This is a genomic window from Chlamydiota bacterium, assembly GCA_012729785.1.
In the GTDB taxonomy this organism is placed as follows: domain Bacteria; phylum Auribacterota; class Tritonobacteria; order UBA1439; family UBA1439; genus UBA1439.
This window is the reverse complement of sequence record JAAYCL010000025.1, coordinates 34,489-51,655: the sequence shown is the minus strand read 5'-3', so window position 1 is coordinate 51,655 and position 17,167 is coordinate 34,489. Positions and strand designations below refer to the sequence as shown.

Here is a 17,167-nt window from a genome sequence, read left to right as displayed (position 1 = left end):
CTGCTCTCCCGCGTGCCGTGAAGACCGGAGGCGCCGTGACCGCGCCCTCCCCGTGCCGGATCTGCGGCCGTGTCGCGCGCCTGCGCGGCGGCGGCGACCCGTTCCTCGTCCGCGAGTTCGCGCACTCCATCCTCGTCGTCGACGAGCACCAGTTCCACCGGGGATACCGCGTCCACATCCTGAAGCGGCACGCCCGCGAGCCGTACGAGCCGCCGGAGCGGGTCCGGACCAGGCTGTTCAGGGAGCTCGTCAAGACGGCGCGGGCGGGAGAGGCGGCGTCCCATCCGTGGAAGATGAACTGCGCCTGTCTCGGGAACGTCGCACCGCACCTCCGCCGGCACCTCATCCCGCGGTACGAAAACGACCCGGACCGGCTGCGGCACCCGTGGCTCCGCGAAGGCCGGTGTGCGGCTCGCCGAACGTCCCCGGCGGAGGCGAAGGCGGTCGCGAGGCGCGTGAGGCGGCACCTCAAGGGGGCGGCCCGTGCGCGGGTGCGGCAAAGCGGGGGGAGTCCCCGCGGATGCGGGGAGAAAGGGGGGGATGAGGAGGAGCATTCCGGCGCGTGCAGTCGCGGTGTGCGCGCTCGCCGTCGCCGCGGGCTGCGGCTCGCGCCCCGGCGCGCGACGGCAGCGGAAACCGGAGAGGCGGGATTCGACCGCCGGGTGACGTGGATATGGACGACGAGGACCGCATCAGGAAGTACATGGCGTCGGTCCGGGGGAAGTTCGCCAGGACGATGCCGGAGTGTCCGCACACGCACACGTTCCATTCGTGGGAGCCGGCATTGTGCCCGGAGTTCCTCTGGTTCGTTCGGTATCTCAGAGACCGCGGTGCGGTCGAGCCCCGGAGGAACTGTCGGCACGCCCGCTACACGCCGCGTGTGGGAAAGGAGGTGGTCCCTGATCGGTCCCTGGATCTCAGAAACCACTTCCATGCAATGGCATATTCTGCTAAGTTCAACATCAAGAGCCACAGCGCTAGTAGTGCTTCTCCTCGCACTCCCTATTCAGTATGTTCAAACGTACGTTGGATGAAGAGTGCAGTGCCAACCCGACCACACACCACACAAGGGGTTTGTGAGCACGTTCTCCGCCTGACTGATTTTCGCCTTCTATCCACGGCAGACGGATACCGATATGAGGGGTGGCACCTCCAGTGGGGGCAGGGCAGGATACGGGGGATGAGAGGGAAGGGGCTCGTCGAGAAGCTCCGGCGCGATGCGCCCGGCCGCAGGGCTGTCCAGATCTCCTGCTTCCCGCGGGAGGGGTTCCGGCGGCGCGTTGGTCGCTCCCGGCCCTCGGCTGGGGCCGTTGCGGTTACGCCTCCCCGCGGGGCGGCGCGATGCGTGGATCGTCCCGGCGGGGGAAGGTGGGAACGGTGAGAGACAGCATCGGCGTTGCGGCGGGAGCGGGGGCCGCACTGGCGGGCGCGACCGCGGGTGCCTTCGTCTGCCTCGCGACCGGAGGGGGGCGTCTGCTTCCGTGGGCCATTGCGCCCGCGGCGGGGGCCGCGGCTGCGATGGGCGCCTGGCGCCTGCTTGCACGTCGGGCGGGGAAGGGCCGCCGCCTCGCCGCCCTCCTGCCGTTCCTCGCCCTGCTGATCCCCGCGCTTTTCTTCCCCGACTACTGCATCGGCGTCGGCCCGCCCGCCGCAGTATCCGCGGCGATCGGGGGGATTGCGGCCCTCGCCTTCGCCGCCACGGCGTTCCTCACCGTATCGCCCGATGCCCCGGCGTGGGAGGAGCGGATGAATCGGCGCGCGCGCACGATCGTGGTCGTCGCCGTCATCCTCTTCGCCGGTATCACGTTCGCTCGCGCCGTCGCCGTGTACCGCGTATTCGGGTTTGCCGGGCACGACCTGTGCGTGTTCGCGCAGTCGTTCTGGACCTCCCTCCACGGCAGGCTGTTCTGGAACACGGAGGAATGCTACCCCGGCTGCTCACGCTTCGGGAAGCAACTGTGCCCGATCATGTTCCTCCTGGTGCCGTTCTTCAAATGCGCCCCGCATTGCGCAACGATCTTCGCGCTGGATGCGCTCGCGCTCGCCCTGGGGGCGGGCATGCTCTACCGTATCGCGCGGTCCGCCCTCGGCGAGTACGCGGCCGCCTGCTTTGCGCTCGCCTACCTTCTGCACCCGGGAATCAGCTACCAGGCGCTGTTCCCGTTCTACTTCATCCACTACGCACCGCTCTTTCTCCTGCTCGCGCTGTATTTCTTCGCCCGGGAGAGACTCGGTGCGTTCATGGCCGCGCTGCTCCTCTGCTGGAGTCTTCGCGAGGACATCGCGCTCACCACCTTCGTCTTCGGGGTCTATGCGCTCCTCCTGCGCCGGCGCGTCGCCTGGGTGGTGATCCCAGCGCTTGGGAGCGCGCTCTGGTTCGCCGCCGCCGTGTGGCTGGTCATTCCCGCGCTCGGCCCCGGGACGGCGCGCTATTTCTTCGAGGGGGCGGACGATGGCGTAGTGGGCATCGCGCGGTGGTTCGCGGCGGACCCCGGCGCGGCGCTGATGCGGCTCCTGTCCCCGCGGATGCTGAAGCTCGCCTATCTCGTGCTGATGCCGTTTGGCGTCGTCCTCCCCCTCTTGAGCGCCGAGATCCTTTTCGCTGCCCCCACGTTCCTTCTCCTGGGCCTCTCCTCGTCGGCTTGGATGAAGTCGATCGCCGCCTACTACTACCTGCCGGCGGTGCCGTTCCTGTTCGCGGGGGCGATCGCGGTGGTCGCACGCTGCTCCCGGAGCTCCCGCCTCCCGTTCGCGACCGGGCGCCGGGTAGGGAATGCGATCGCCACGCTCCTGCTCTTCCTCTCCTGCGCGACGTTTATCCGGGGGCCGCTCATCATGGCGGCGCAGATTGGCATCCGGCCGTTCAGGTGCCAGCCCGATGCCGCCCACATCGAGGCATTGAGGGAGGCGCTGCGGCTGATCCCCCGCGACGCGAGCGTGTATGCGCCGCGCTACCTCGCGCCGCACCTCGCGATGAGACCGGTGGTGATGTTCAAGATCCCGCGCAACGCCGACTATCTCATCATCGACGGGCGCGCGGGGGATCCGGCGACGCGCGACATCCAGAAGGGCGCGCCGATCCGTTCCCCCGCCTACCACGCTGTCTTCGAAAAGGAGGGAGTGGCCGTCTACCGGAGAGAGGGGAGATGAGACGCCCCGAGCCCATTCAGGCGTCTGGCGGCACCGAGAGCCGCCCCCCCTGGTCCCAGGTCGACCTCCTGTGCATCGCGGCTCTCGTGGCGCTCTGCTGCCTGTTCTTCCACCGGGTGCTCCTCTCCCCGGGGTCGATGTTCTACCACCCCCTCTCCGACTTCTGGCGCTTCCTCGCTCCCCAGGTGACCTTCATCGTCGACTCCTTCCATCGCGACGGGGAGCTCCCGCTCTGGGAGCCGTTCGCGTACGCGGGGAAGCCTCCGTACGGCGTCCCGCAGCTGGGCGTCTTCTACCCGTTCTTCATCGTCGTCCTGCTCACCCGGTCGCTGGGCGCGTACGGGGTGCTCTTCCTGCTCCATGCCGCGATCGCCGCCCTCGGGATGTACCTCTTCGTGCGGGAGATCGCGGGGGACCGGCGGCAGGCGTTCCTCTCGGCGGCGGTCTTCGCCTTCAGCGGCTACCTCGTCTCCCGGCTCTTCATCGGGCAGTACTGGCACTACTGTTCCATCGCGTGGATCCCGTTTGTCTTCTTCTGCGCCGAGAGGATCTTGCGGCGCCCGGGTTCCGCCGCCTCCGCGCTGCTGGGGGCGGCCTGCGCCCTGCAGTTCCTCGCCGGGCACACGCAGTATTTCTTCTACACGATGCTCGTCCTCCTCGCGTACCTCCCGTGGATCGCGCTGGACGAGACCCACGGCCTCGGGCTCCGTGCGGCCGCGAAGATCACGGCGTCGCTCGTCCTGTCGGGGGTGATCTTCGTGCTCCTGTGCGGGATCCAGCTCCTTCCCGCCCTGGAGTTCTCCGGCCTCGTCTACCGGGCCAACATGCGCAGCTACGCGGTCGCCTCGGGGCTGTCGCTCCCCCCCACGAACCTGATGACGCTGCTCTTCCCCTCCCTGAAGGGCTCGGCGGTCGACTCCTCGTATTGGGGGCCGGGCAACTTCTGGGAGCTCTGCGCGTACGCGGGACTCGTCCCGCTCGCGCTCGCCGCCGCCTCGGCCGTCCTCTGCCGGGACCGGCGCAACGCGTTCTTCCTGGTCCTCATCGGCTTTTCGCTGCTCTTCGCGATGGGGCCCGCGACGCCGCTCTTCCCCCTCCTGTACCGTTTTGTCCCGGGGATATCCCTTTTCCGCTGCCCCTCGCGGATGCTCGCGCTCCACGCCTTCGCGGTCGCGATCGCTGCCGGCTACGGCTTCTCGGCCCTCCGCCGGGGCGGGGCCGGAGCGCGGCGGGCGGCGGCGGCCGCCGCCGCGGCGTTCCTTCTGCTGCTCGGGGCGGTTGCGGTCTTCGTGGCGTTCCCCGCGCCGGCGGTGGCGGCCGGACAGGCCCTCGTGCGATTCGTCTTCGATCGCGACCCGTCGGGGCCCCACACCCGCACCCTTGCCGAGTGGCAGGCGCTCGTGCCCGGGTGCTACGAGAGGATGAGAGGGGCCCTCGCCGCTCCCCGGCAGCTCGCGAACCTCGCGGCCGCCGCGTGCGTCTTCGCCCTGTTTCGCACGCAGCGTGTCGTCCCGAGGGCGGCGTATGCCGTGCTCCTGGCGGTCGTGCTGGCCGATCTCTGGTCCCTCGGCCTGCCGATGCTCGCGGTGCGACACCCACGCGAGGTGATGGTGCGCGGCCCCGTAGCGGAGTTCCTCGCCCGGCAGCCCGGCCTCTTCCGGATACACGAGGCGGGCGGCGGCGTGCCCCTCGAGGAGTCCGAGCCGGCGGGGATCGCGAAGATCAAGGGGTTCGAATCCGTCTTCCTGGAGTACTACATCGACTATCTCGCCTGCCTCGAATTCGAGGGGACGCGGAGCCTCGGTGCGAGCGACTTCGACTACGAACTGAGGCTCTACCTGAAGGTCGCGGGGGGCGACCCGGATGCGCCCGCGCGGAGCGCCGACAACCTCAACCTCCTCAACCTCCTCAACGTGCGGTACGTGCTTTCGGGCGCGCCGCTGGCGCACCCGGCGATGGAGCTTGTGCACGAGTGGAGGCCGCCGGCGGGGTACCGCGACCCGCTGGGCAGGGTCTGGGGGCCCGTGTTCGTGTACGCCAACCGAACCTGCCTGCCGCGGGCGTTCGTGGTGCGGCGCGCCGTGGTTGCACGCGACGGTCGCGAGAGTCTGATGCTGATCAAGGCGAACGATCCGCGCACGACCGTGGTGCTCGACGCGCCGGCGGGGCGGATGGAGAACCCCGGTGGCTTCCAGGAGGCGGAGGTGACGGCCTACGCGCCCAACAGGGTGGAGGTGTCCGTTCGTCTCGACGACCCTGGGTTCCTCGTCCTGAGCGATGTCTGGTACCCCGGGTGGACGGCAACGGGCGAGCGCGGTGCCGACCTTCCGGTCCTTCGGGTGAACCGCTGCCTGCGTGGCGTGTACCTCGAGCCGGGGGAGCGGACGGTTGTCTTCCGCTACGCGCCGCGCAGCATCGCGCTCGGGCGGGGGATGTCGCTCGCGGGGATTGCGGCGGTGTGCCTCGCCTGGGCGACCCCGCTGTTCCGCGGTCGGGGGATGCGGCGCCGGGGGCCGCACGACGTCTGACGGAGGCAGCCACGGGGATGATGAACGGGAAAAGGGTGGTGATCGTCGGCGCCGGAATCGCCGGGCTGTCGGCGGGACTGCGGCTCGCGGAGGCGGGAATCCGCGTAACGGTCGTCGAGAAGGAGGGCACGGTCGGCGGGCTCGCGCGGAGCTTCACGTACGGGGACTATGTCTTCGACGTGGGGCCGCACCGGTTCCATACGGACGACCCGGAGGTGCTGGCGTTCATCAAGGAGGCGCTGGACGGCGACTTCGTGCTGATGCCGCGGAGCAGCGGCGTCTGGCTGTTCGGCCGATACCACGACTGGCCGCTCAGCATCGCCTCGCTGTTCAAGCTGCCCCCGCGGATCATCCTCCGCGTCTCCCGGGACCTCGTGGCGCGGCGGCGCGTCCCCGGCCCGAGTTTCAGGGACTACATCGTCGAGCGGTACGGCAGGACCCTCTACGAGTGCTTCTTCAGGGAGTACACGCGCAAGTTCCTCAAGCGCGACCCCGGGGAGATTCACTCCGACTGGGCGCGCACCGGCATCGACAGGGCGATCATCGACAAGAGGCTCCAGATGAACACGCTCTTCGAGGTGGCGTCGCGGGCCCTCATCCCGCGGCGCGTGAAGACGGAGTTCGTCTACCCGGGCACCGGCGGCATCGACGCGTTCAGCCGCGCGCTGGCGCGGAGGATCGAGGCGAGGGGAGGGGAGGTGCGGCGCGGCGCGCCGGTTGAGCACATCGAGATCGCGGAGGGGCGTATCCGCTCCGTCACAACGGCCGGCGGCGCGACGGTGCCCGCGGACCTCGTGGTGTGGACCGCCCCCCTCGACTTCCTCTGCCGCCTCGCGGGACTGGAGCGGCCGCGCCTCTCCTACCTCTCTGCGGTGCTCTACAACGTGATGGTGCGCGGCACCCTCCGGCTCCGCTACCAGTGGTGCTACTACGGCCAAGAGGATCTGCTTTTCAACCGGTGGAGCATCCCGCGGCACTTTCGGGAGTCCACGTGTCCCCCCGGGGGGACGGGCATCGGCGTCGAGGTCACCTGCATGAGGGGCGACGCGACCTGGAATGATCCGGAGCGCCTCGCCGGCCGGGTGGCGTCTGAGATGCGCGCCGTCGGCGCCCTGGGGCCGGACAACGCGATCGAGGGGATCCGCATCGAGCGGATCGAGAACGTGTACCCGGTCTACGGGCTCGACTACCTGGGGGAGTTGGAGGAGACCGAGCGGAGACTCGCGGACCTGCGCAACCTCGTCCTCCTGGGCAGGACGGGCACGTTCTGGTACAACAATATGGATCACTCCATACAGGCGGGGCTTGAATGCGCCCGGGACATCGTCGCGCACGGCGGGGATGGGCTCCGCCACGTCTACGCGAGGCAGGACTATGCCACCCGTCTCTGAGCGGTGTACCCTCTCGGTCATCGTCCCCGCCCGCGACAGCGAGGCGACGGTGGGCGCGTGCCTCGCGGCGGTCTTCGCCTCGGGCTATCGGGACTTCGAACTGGTCGTCGTGGACGACGGTTCCGTGGACGGCACGCTGGGGATCGTCGCGGGCTTCCCCTGCCGCCTGGTGCGGAGCGGGGAGGCGAGGGGGGCGGCGGCTGCGCGGAACGCCGGCGCGAGGGTGTCCGCGGGGAGGATCCTCGTGTTCGTCGACTCCGACATTGTCATCCCCGCGGACGCCCTCGGCCGGGTGGCGGGGGCGCTGGAGGGCGGGGAATGCGATGCCGTGGTGGGCATGCTGGGCAAGGACTCGGCGCACGGCAACTTGGCGAGCTTCTACAAGAACGCCTATATGCATTACACCTACCGAATGCTGCCGCCGGAGATCGGCGTCTTCTACTCCAGCATCGCGGCGATCACAAGGGCCGCGTTCCTCGGCGCCGGGGGGTTCAACGAGGGCTACCGGAACGCCTGCATAGAGGACACCGAATTCGGCGGGCGGATACGGGCGCGCGGATACCGAATGCTCCTGGACAAGGAGCTCGTGGTGAGGCACCTCAGGCACTATAGCCTCCGGGAACTGCTGGCGACGGGGTTCCGCCGTACCAGTGGGATCGTGAAGATCACGCTCAGGCGGCTCGCCGGGCGAAGCGATTCGCCCGCGCACCTCACGTCGCCCCGAAGTTTCACGGCGGGCATCGCGCTCTCGATGCTCGCCTGCGCCGCGGCACTGTTGTCGCTTATGGCGGGGAAGGCGTACCTCGCCGCGGCGCTCGCGCTGGCCTTGGCCTCGCTGTCCCTCAACGCCGGCTTCCTCGCATTCATCGCGCGGGAGGGCGGCCCGGCCAGGTGCGCGCTCGCGATCCCCCTGTTGCTCGCCGACCAGGTCGCCCATGGCCTCGGCGGGATCCACGGCCTCATCAGCTATGCAAGGGGGGAAAGGTACTGAGGATGCGGATCTTCGACTACATCCGCCCCGCCGCGCGCGTCCTCCGCACGGAGGGGCTCCCCCTCTACCTGGTCTTCTTTGTGACCGATAGGTGCAATGCCCGGTGCGGGCACTGCCTCTTCGGCGACGGCACCGTGTTCCCCGACGTCGCGCGGGAGCTCTCCCTCGAGGAGATCGAGAGGGCGGCGGCGACGATGGGCCGCCTCCTCTTTCTTCTTCCCACGGGCGGCGAGCCTTTCCTCCGGGAGGACCTCGCGGAGATCATCGGCATATTCTATCGCGCGACGGGCGTCCGGAATGTCGCGATACCGACGAACGGGAGCCTGACCGCGCGCGTGGTGTCCGCCGTGGAGCGCGTCCTCGCGGCGTGCCCGAAACTCACGCTCGGCGTGGACGTGTCGCTCGACGCCGTCGGGGACGCGCACGACGCGTTGCGCGGCGTTCCCGGCCTCTTCTCGAAGGCGGTCGCCACCCTGCGGGAACTCCAGCGCATCGAGCGGCGCGTCCCCCGCTTCAACGTGAACATCGAGACCACCGTCACCTCGTTCAACGACCGGCTGCTCGACGGGAACCTCGACTACTTCACGCGCGTCTTGAAACCATCCGCCGTATTCACCCTTCTCGCGCGGGGAAGGCCCCGGGATCCGGCCGCGCTCGACGTCGACATCGAGCGGTATCTCGCCTACGCCGTCCGCCTCGAAAGGGCGCTGCTCGACGGCGTTCTCCGGGGGTACCGGCATTTCCCGGGCGCCGATCTCGTCAACGCCAAGCGCATCGTCAGGCACCGGCTCATCGCGCGGATAGCGCGGGAGCGGCGGTGCCTGCTCCCGTGTTCCGCCGCGGGCAGCCTCGGGGCGGCGCTCTTCGCCAACGGCGAGGTCTATCCGTGCGAGATGCGCACCGACCTGCCGCTGGGCAATCTGAGGGATTTCGGGTACGACTTCCGGGAGATATGGCGCGGGGAAAAGGCCGCGCGGGCGCGGGGGGCGATACGCCGGGAGAGATGCTTCTGCACCTACGAGTGCTTTCTCACGCTGAATATACTGTTCAATCCCCGCTTCTGGCCCGCGGTGCTCCTTGCGTGGCTCCGGATCAAGGCCGCGCGGGCTGAAAAGGCCGCGGTCGATCTCTTCGCCCCCCGCGGCGGGTGACGCGGATATGCTCAATTAGAATGGCCGGCCCGGCTATGGTATATTCATATCAGTGAAGTTACTACTCGCCATGCTCATCGGTCTCATCGCCTTCGGCGGCGTGGCGCGTTCCGCGTGCGCCGATGTCAGGCAGCTTTTCATCTGCTTTTTTGACGCGGGGGAGCACGAGCACAACAACAGGGTATTCAGGATACCGCTGGAGGGCCCCGACGCCTACACGCTGATCGAATTCGCCGGGCCCGGCGACGGGCTCTCGGTCCCCGCGGCGATGGCCGTCCACCCGGTGAACGGGAGGCTGTACGTGGGGAACATAGATTCGTCGCAGCTTCTCGAGTTCGAGATCAACTCCGACGGGACGAAGGGGGCGTCGAGGGTGTACGGGACCCTCGTCTACTACCAGAACGGCGCCCCGCAGTATCCCAATTTCTTCAGTATGGCGGTGCGCCCCTCCACCGGCCGCATCTACGTCGGCTGCTTCTACCATTCGCAGAGGGGCATATTCGAGATGCGGGAGGGCTCCGCCGGGGCGGTGAAGGTGATCGCCGACAGGCCGTACCCGGAGCCGTCGTATTTTTACGACGAGTGCTGGATATGCTTTGACCCGGAGGATGACCGGATCGTCTACGCGGGCACCGGCTTTGAAAATCACATCCGGAAGTTTGACGTCGAAGACGGGAGCGATCTCGGCTACCTGCAGGGTTACAGCGACGTCGCCTACACGCGCGGCCCGCCGGAAGTGTCCGGGCACTTCCTCCCGCATCAGTTTTTCGTCCCGCGGGCGGGGGGAGGGCACGACCTTCTCGCCTGCACCTACATCGCCCCCGGTTCGGGCCCCCGGCGCCTCGTCAAACTGGACCCGTATGCAGACACATTCCTCGGGGAACTCCCCGCGGGGGGGCCGAGCCTGACGCTGCCGATGACCATCTTCGATTTCGTGCGCGATCGTGTGACGGGAACCCTCTACGCCGGCGGATACTATGCCTCGCTCTGGGAGATCGCCGGAGACTATCAGGCCATCGAGAAGCTCTCCGCGCGCTACGACATCCCCTCCGTCGGCCAGTCGAGGGTCGCCCTGTCGTACGGGCACAGCGCGGGCGCGGACACCGACCGGGACGGGCTGACCGATGACGAGGAGGCTGCGCACGGGACCGATCCGTACGAAGTTGACAGCGACGATGACGGCCTCCCCGACCGCGACGAGGTTCATCACGACGGGAGCGCGGCGTATGACCCGTACGACCCCATAACCAACTCCGGAGGGACGGACACGGATGCGCTGAGGTCCGACACCGACGGGGATGGATTCAGCGACGCCATCGAGGTCGCCGCGGGAAGCGATCCCCTCGCGAGCGGCTGGACGACGGTCTCCTTCAGCGCCAGGGTCAACTTCGCCGCCCCCGCCGCTTCGCGGGAGCCCGGTTTCGCGGTGGATCGGGGAAGACCCTATGCCGATGGCCGCGCCTACGGCTGGCGCTGACCTCGTGGGGACGCCCTCGGCGACACACACCCGCGCGAAACGATCGATGCGGCTAACACGTTCTTCTCGACTGCGAGGGCAGGTCTGATCCCCATTACCCCCGAAGTGCACGAGATACGAACTGCACGAGATATTGAAGCACCGGCCCAAAGATGGCATATTTGTGTTTCGCCAAGAGGGCAGTCCCTGCGATGATGTGAAGACAGGCTTCCTGAACCATGTGAGGAGATCACGGATAGGCTACTGCCGGTTTCGCGACTTGAGGCACACGTTCGTCACGCGACTGGTACTCGCCAACGTGAGTATGCCGGTGGTGAAGGTAATCCTAGGGGATGCGCCTATGGAGACGGCGATGGGATACGTGCATCCGACAGAGAGCAAGATCCGGGCGGTGGAGATGCTCAAGTGGACAGAAACATATTCTACGTGACACCAGCAGGACCCCAGCGCATTTCGCGCAATCCGAGGCAATTCTTATCTAATGGCACGTGAAGTAGTTGGGCCCATAGCTCAACGGTGGAGCAGCGGACTCATAATCCGTTGGTTGTAGGTTCGAATCCTACTGGGCCCACCATGTACGCGCTGTGCCGTCCTTTATAACGGCTTTTGTGAGGGGCCCCGGGACGCACCCTGCGCCCGGCCGCAGCGTCGAACCAGGATGCGGTTTCCGGCGTCCGTGTCACGCGCCTGGAGCACGCCCCCCGGCACCCGTTGTGTGCGGAAGTTTCCGCATCATTTCGCCCGCCGGAACCCGCCCCTCGACATCGAGACGGAAAATCGGGCTCAGCGCCCCCCGCGCGCAATCCAAAGACGGAACAGCCATCCATCCAAAGGGGATTCTCCCAAATACCCCCCCAATCGAAAAGAGCGCGCAGCAGCGACGATGAAAAGAACAATTTACGCAAGGATAGTAGATAATAGGGCAAAAAAAGTGCAAAAGAATGTACTATCATACATAAAACATTCGATCGGGACACAAACGGCATCTGGAGCTTTGACAAACGCGGCCGCGTGGCAGCGATACTGAAACAACGGTATTCCGCCGCATGCGCCGTGGCCTCTGGAGTTGCCGAGTATCCAAATCGCTATCGGGATCCGGATCGAAGACGAGAACGCGATCGGGAAGGGGATCGATCCGCTTCCCGTCTCCCCGCTGTGGGTGGCGTGCTGTTTCACTTTTCGATATTCGAATGCGTTACCCCCTTCGTTGCCGGGCATGACGCCTGAATTGCACGGTTGACGCGGGAAGAAGGCTGGTATATGATTGTCGGCGTTCGGAATCGGGGAGCGGTGTGAAGTGGTATCCTGCCGGGATTGCCCCAGCGGCGGTTGGGGAAGGCCGCCTTCCACTTGCGCTACCGTCTCTCCTGTTGTGCGTCTACATGCCGCGAAGGCCCGGGCTTTGCCGGAGAGGAGTTGTGCGCCCGGCGAGGGTGCCCGGCGCGCCCGGTGGAAGGCGCGCACGGCCGCCGCGGACGGTGATGCCGTTGCCCGGTGGTGTAATGGAAACACATCGGCCTTTGGAGCCGAGTTTCGAGGTTCGAGTCCTCGCCGGGCAGCCAGTATAGCCGTTTCTCGTCTGTGGGGAACTGGATCGCACAGGGCGGGAAAATCGTTCGGCGACGAAAGTATTCCGTAATATTTTTCCGTTTTTCGCGACTAGTACGGGTGAGAGGGCAGGATTCGCCGCCTTCTCCTCGCAGGGGAACGGCCGGGCGGGGGGTGCGGGATCGGGGAGATGAAGAGCCTTACGTGCGTCATCCTCGCCGCGGGCGAGGGGAAGCGGATGAAGAGCGCGTACGGGAAGGTGTCCCACGCGCTGGCCGGAAGGCCGATCATCAGCTACGTGGTCGAGGCCGCCCGCGCGCTCGAGCCGGAGAGGATCGCCGTCGTCGTCGGGCACGACGCGGAACGGGTGAAGAAGGCGGCCGGCGAGGGGGTGGACTTCGTCCTGCAAGAGGAGCAGCGGGGCACCGGACACGCGGTGATGCAGGCGCGGCCGCTGTTCGAACGCGCCGGGGGGGACCTTCTCCTGCTGAGCGGCGACGTGCCGCTGATCACCGCCGAAACGCTGACGATGCTGCGGGAAACGCACCGGGCCTCCGGCGCCGTCTGCACGCTCCTGACGGCGGTGCTGAAAAACCCGACCGGCTACGGCAGGGTCCTCAGGCGGGCCAACGGGAAGCCGCACAAGATCGTCGAGGAAAAGGACGCCGACAGATTCCAGAAGGCGGTGGAGGAGATCAACTCGGGGAGCTACCTCTTCGACATCCCTTCGCTGCTCGGGGTGCTCGACCGGCTGTCGCCGGAGAACCGGCAGCGGGAGTTCTACCTCACGGACGCCATCGAGCTGCTGGCGGCCGGCGGAGGAATCGTCGAGGCGGTGCGGACGGAGGATCCGGGCGAGGTGCTCGGCATCAACAGCCGCGATGACCTCGCCAGGATGGAGGGGCTGCTCCAGCGCCGCATCCAGAAGGCGCATATGCGCAACGGGGTCACGATCGTCGACCCGGGGAGCACCTACATAGAGGCCTCCGTCTCCATCGGCCGGGACACGATCATCCGCCCGTTCTCGGTGCTGTCGGGGCCCGCCAGGGTCGGCGTCGGCTGCCGGATCGGTCCGTTCAGCCACATCCGGGCGGGGACGATCCTCGAGGACGGCGCGGAGATCGGGAACTTCGTCGAGGTGAAGGCCTCGACGATCGGGAGCGGCGCGAAGGCCCTGCACCTGAGCTACCTCGGCGACGCGGCGGTGGGGAAGGGCGCCAATATCGGCGCCGGGACGGTCACCGCCAACTACGACGGCAGGGAAAAGCACCGGACCGAGATCGGGGACGGAGCGTTCATCGGGAGCGGGACGACGCTGGTCGCGCCGGTCAAGGTCGGCGACGGGGCCGTCACGGGCGCGGGCTCGGTCGTGTTGCGGGGCAGGGATGTTCCCGCCGGCGGCGTGGTGGCCGGCGTGCCGGCGAAGCCGATACGGCGAGGGAAACGCGGAAACGATTGATCGCCCGGCCCTAAGGGGCGCGGCGATCGACATCTGTACGGGGCAACGGTCGCCCGGTGACGGGCGGGGGAAGGAGACATCGGATATGGCGCGGATGCAACTGAACGCACAGGTGAGGACCCAGCACGGGACGAGGAACGTCCGGCGGATGCGCAGGAGCGGGATCATCCCCGGGGTGCTCTACGGTGACGTGAAGGAGAACATCTTGATCGGCGTGGACGGCAAGGAGTTGCACAGGATCCTGCACGGCAAGGGCGGCGACAGCTCGATCATCGACCTCCAGATCTCGGGGGAGGGGCTGGATGCGCCGTTCAAGAAGACCGTGATCGTGAAGGAGGTCCAGCGCGACAATATTAAGGACGCGGTGATCCATGTCGATTTCGCGGCGATCTCGATGACCGAGAAACTGGTCGCGCAGGTCGCCATCGTCCGCACCGGAGACCCGGTGGGGGTGACGCTGGGCGGGATCCTCGAACAGATCCTGCGCGAGGTCGAGGTCGAGTGTCTGCCCACCGACCTCCCCGAGGCGATCACCGTGGACGTGAGCGGGCTCAACATCGGCGACAGCGTCAAGATCTCCGACCTGAAGGTCCCGGCGGGGGTCGAGATCCTCGACGACGCGGATCTCACGCTCTTCACCGTCTCCGTGCCCAAGGCGGAGAAGGTCGAGGAGGCCGCCCCGGCAGAGGGCGCGGCCGCCGAGGGCGCTCCGGCGGAGGGCGAGGAGAAGAAGGCCGAGGGCGAGGAGAAGGAGGGCGCCAAGGGAGAGGCCAAGGAGGGCGCAAAGGCCGAGGAGAAGGAGGGGGGCAAGGGCAAGGAGAGGGAGGGCGGCAAGGGCAAGGGGAAGGGCAAGGAGTAGGCCGTGCCCCCGTTTCCTGCCGGGACTTCCGCGCGGCCGCGCCGGCGTGAGTGGGAGGGCGAGGATCTCCGGCGTCGGGCCGCTGCAAAGGCGGCTGCCGCCTGCCGCCCGGGCGCATTCCACACCGGCCCTCCGCCGCGGGCGGCGCGCACGCCATGAAACTGATCGTCGGCCTGGGCAATCCCGGCGCGGAGTACGAAGGGACCCGGCACAACATCGGCGCGGAGGTGGTCGAACTGCTCGCCGCGCGGGCCGGCTGCACACTCGCGAGGAAGTGGCGGCTCAAGGCCTGGGCGGGGAGGGCGGTTGTCGGCGGCGCGACGGTCACGCTCGCGCGGCCGAGGACCTACATGAACGTGAGCGGCGCGGCGGTCGCGTCGCTGGTCCGCTGGTTCGACTGCGAGGCGGACGACCTCATCGTGGTGAGCGACGACATCGCCCTCGAGCTCGGGCGGGTCCGGGTGCGTCCCGGCGGCGGCGCGGGCGGGCACAAGGGGCTCGAGTCGATCATCGCCTGTCTCGGGACGGAGGGGTTTGCGCGGGTGCGTGTCGGGATCGGCGCGCCTCCCGGGGATCAGGTGCGGCACGTGCTGGGCAGGTTCTCGGGCCCCGAACGCGCCGCGGCCGACAGCGCCCGACAGCGGGCTGCGGACGCCGTGGAGGAGATACTCCGGAGCGGCGTGCACGGGGCGATGAACCGATTCAACGCCGGCCCGGCGGGATGAGGCGCGCGGGGATCTGCGGTCCCGTGTCCTCCACGTCCCGGGGAGGACAGGGGCGCGGCCTTTCCGGATTGTCGGGCGTCCGCGCGTGTGCTACGATGATGCCCGTGTAGCGCCGGGAACGAAAAAGGAGGGGTGTGGATTGAAATTGTACGAAGGGATGTTCATACTGAAGCCGGATCTCCCCGAGGAGCAGACCGCCAAGGTCGCCGAGGGGATCTCGGGGGAGATCACGAAGGCGGGCGGAACGATCGTCGAGTGCTCCCTCTCCCCCAAACAGCGTCTCGCCTACCAGATCAAGAAGCACAACGACGGCTGCTGTCTCATCGTCCGTTTCCGGATCGAGGGGCCGGCGATGGAGGGGTTGAACAAACGGTTGCGGGTGAATCCGGGCCTGCTGCGGCACATGATCACGGTATACACGCCGCCGCCGGTCAAACCCGCCCCCCCGCCCGCCCCCGCCCCCGAGCCGGCGAAGACCGCCTGAGAGGGCGATACCGGGAGCAGAAGAGAGGCGGGGGGGAGGGGTGCGGCCCCCCCCGGTCGGCGGACCCGACCGCGGCGGCGCGGCGGGAGGAGTCGGACGCGCGGGCCACCACGGAGCGCACAGCGGGAGGCGAGGGAGGTTCCAATGGCCAGTCTGAACAGGGTATTCCTCATCGGCAATCTCACGAAGGACCCGACGCTCCGCTACACGCCGGGCGGCGCCGCCGTCGCGGACCTGCGCCTCGCGGTCACCAGCAGCTTCGCGAGCAAGACCGGCGAGAGGAAGGAAGAGACCTGCTACGTGGACGTGGTCGCCTGGGGGCGGCAGGCGGAGACCGCTTCGGAGTACCTCAAGAAGGGGTCGCCGATCTTCGTGGAGGGGCGCCTCCAGCTCGACACCTGGGAGACCGCCGAGGGGGAGAAGAGAAGCAGGCACCGGGTGCGGGCGGCCATCGTGCAGTTCCTCGGACGGGGCGAGGGGAGAGGCGGCGCCGCGGGCGGCAAGGGCGGCAGGGCGCAGGAGATGCCCGACGAGGTCCTCGACGTCGACCGTCCTCCCGTCGACGATGTGCCCGCCGCGGGCGAGGGCGCGGGGGACGTGGACGTTCCCTTCTGAGGATCGCGGGGCGCGCGGGGCGGCGTGCGGGCGCGCGACGGCGTAACGAGACGCGGACCGGAGGCCGCATCGGATGAAAAAGGTGTTCGTCAGGAAGAAGAAGTGCAGATTCTGCGTCGACAAGGTGGACGATATCAACTACCGCGACGTGGGGATGCTCAGGAAGATGATCACGGAGAAGGGCAAGATCCTGCCCAGCCGTATCACCGGCACCTGCGCGCCGCACCAGCGGCGCCTTGCGCGCGCGATCAAGCAGGCGCGCCAGATCGCCCTGCTTCCGTTCGTGGCCGAATAGGCCTGCAGCGTGGCTTACTGGAGAACCGCCGTACCATGGAAACCGAAATAGTGTTGATGCATGACGTGCCGGGCCTCGGCGCGCAGGGGGATATCAAGAAGGTTTCGCCGGGGTACGCCCGCAACTACCTGTTCCCGCGCGCACTGGCGGCGCCGGCGACGCCGCGCCATATCAAGGCGCTCGAGATCGAGAAGGCCAAGCGCGAGGCCGAGGCGCGCCGCGCGCTCGAAGAACTCCGCCGGGAGGCCGAAACCTTGAGCAAGGCCTCCTGCACGATACAGGTGCAGGCGGGTGAGGACGGCAAGCTGTTCGGCTCCGTCACCGCCGCGCATATCGCCGAGGCGCTGGAGAAGGCCGGTTTCCCCCTCGGCAAACGGCAGGTGGAGCTCGAGGAGCCGCTGAAGGAACTCGGCGTGTTCAACGTGGCCGTCCGCCTCCACAAGGAAGTCGCCGCCACGGTGAAGGTCTGGATCGTCGAGAAGTAACCGCCCGCG

The 17,167-nt window shown here is 68.0% G+C and carries 14 protein-coding genes and 2 tRNA genes; all 16 read left to right on the top strand.

Annotation, left to right across the window (positions count from 1 at the left end; translation table 11 throughout):
* Positions 1–1,377 precede the first annotated feature (1,377 nt).
* Entirely contained in the window at positions 1,378–3,150 is a 1,773-nt protein-coding gene (locus GXY35_05935) for a DUF2079 domain-containing protein (protein NLW94115.1), read from the top strand.
* A complete protein-coding gene (locus tag GXY35_05930) occupies positions 3,147–5,678 on the top strand; it encodes a hypothetical protein (GenBank protein NLW94114.1) in 2,532 nt (843 codons plus the stop codon). The genes GXY35_05935 and GXY35_05930 overlap by 4 nt, the downstream gene beginning before the upstream one ends.
* Before the next feature lie 17 nt (positions 5,679–5,695).
* Positions 5,696–7,069, top strand: coding sequence for an FAD-dependent oxidoreductase (locus tag GXY35_05925; protein ID NLW94113.1), 1,374 nt, complete (start codon positions 5,696–5,698; stop codon positions 7,067–7,069).
* Entirely contained in the window at positions 7,053–8,060 is a 1,008-nt protein-coding gene (locus tag GXY35_05920; protein ID NLW94112.1) for a glycosyltransferase, read from the top strand. The genes GXY35_05925 and GXY35_05920 overlap by 17 nt, the downstream gene beginning before the upstream one ends.
* 2 nt (positions 8,061–8,062) lie before the next feature.
* On the top strand, positions 8,063–9,211 hold the full coding sequence (locus tag GXY35_05915) for a radical SAM protein (GenBank protein ID NLW94111.1): 1,149 nt from the start codon (positions 8,063–8,065) through the stop codon (positions 9,209–9,211).
* Positions 9,212–9,263: 52 nt separating this feature from the next.
* Entirely contained in the window at positions 9,264–10,688 is a 1,425-nt protein-coding gene (locus GXY35_05910) for a hypothetical protein (protein ID NLW94110.1), read from the top strand.
* A gap of 196 nt (positions 10,689–10,884) precedes the next feature.
* Positions 10,885–11,118: a hypothetical protein gene (locus tag GXY35_05905; protein NLW94109.1), complete on the top strand. Its 234-nt coding sequence runs from the start codon at positions 10,885–10,887 to the stop codon at positions 11,116–11,118.
* Positions 11,119–11,187: 69 nt separating this feature from the next.
* Positions 11,188–11,262, top strand: a tRNA-Ile gene (locus GXY35_05900).
* Between the two features lie 914 nt (positions 11,263–12,176).
* A tRNA-Gln gene (locus tag GXY35_05895) sits at positions 12,177–12,250 on the top strand.
* Positions 12,251–12,426: 176 nt separating this feature from the next.
* Positions 12,427–13,695: an NTP transferase domain-containing protein gene (locus GXY35_05890; GenBank protein ID NLW94108.1), complete on the top strand. Its 1,269-nt coding sequence runs from the start codon at positions 12,427–12,429 to the stop codon at positions 13,693–13,695.
* Between the two features lie 85 nt (positions 13,696–13,780).
* Entirely contained in the window at positions 13,781–14,554 is a 774-nt protein-coding gene (locus GXY35_05885; protein NLW94107.1) for a 50S ribosomal protein L25, read from the top strand.
* 155 nt (positions 14,555–14,709) lie between these two features.
* Positions 14,710–15,279 carry an aminoacyl-tRNA hydrolase gene (locus GXY35_05880; GenBank protein ID NLW94106.1) on the top strand — a complete coding sequence of 190 codons (570 nt, stop codon included), beginning with the start codon at positions 14,710–14,712 and terminating at the stop codon, positions 15,277–15,279.
* A 139-nt stretch (positions 15,280–15,418) separates the two neighbouring features.
* Positions 15,419–15,763: a 30S ribosomal protein S6 gene (gene rpsF / locus GXY35_05875; protein ID NLW94105.1), complete on the top strand. Its 345-nt coding sequence runs from the start codon at positions 15,419–15,421 to the stop codon at positions 15,761–15,763.
* A 144-nt stretch (positions 15,764–15,907) separates the two neighbouring features.
* The gene (gene ssb / locus GXY35_05870) at positions 15,908–16,378 is read left to right on the top strand and encodes a single-stranded DNA-binding protein (protein NLW94104.1); all 471 of its coding nucleotides are present in this window, start codon (positions 15,908–15,910) and stop codon (positions 16,376–16,378) included.
* Between the two features lie 73 nt (positions 16,379–16,451).
* Positions 16,452–16,673, top strand: a complete 222-nt coding sequence (locus tag GXY35_05865) for a 30S ribosomal protein S18 (protein ID NLW94103.1) — start codon at positions 16,452–16,454, stop codon at positions 16,671–16,673.
* A 35-nt stretch (positions 16,674–16,708) separates the two neighbouring features.
* Positions 16,709–17,158 (top strand): 50S ribosomal protein L9, encoded by a 450-nt coding sequence (locus tag GXY35_05860; protein NLW94102.1) that lies wholly within the window; start codon positions 16,709–16,711, stop codon positions 17,156–17,158.
* Positions 17,159–17,167: the final 9 nt, after the last annotated feature.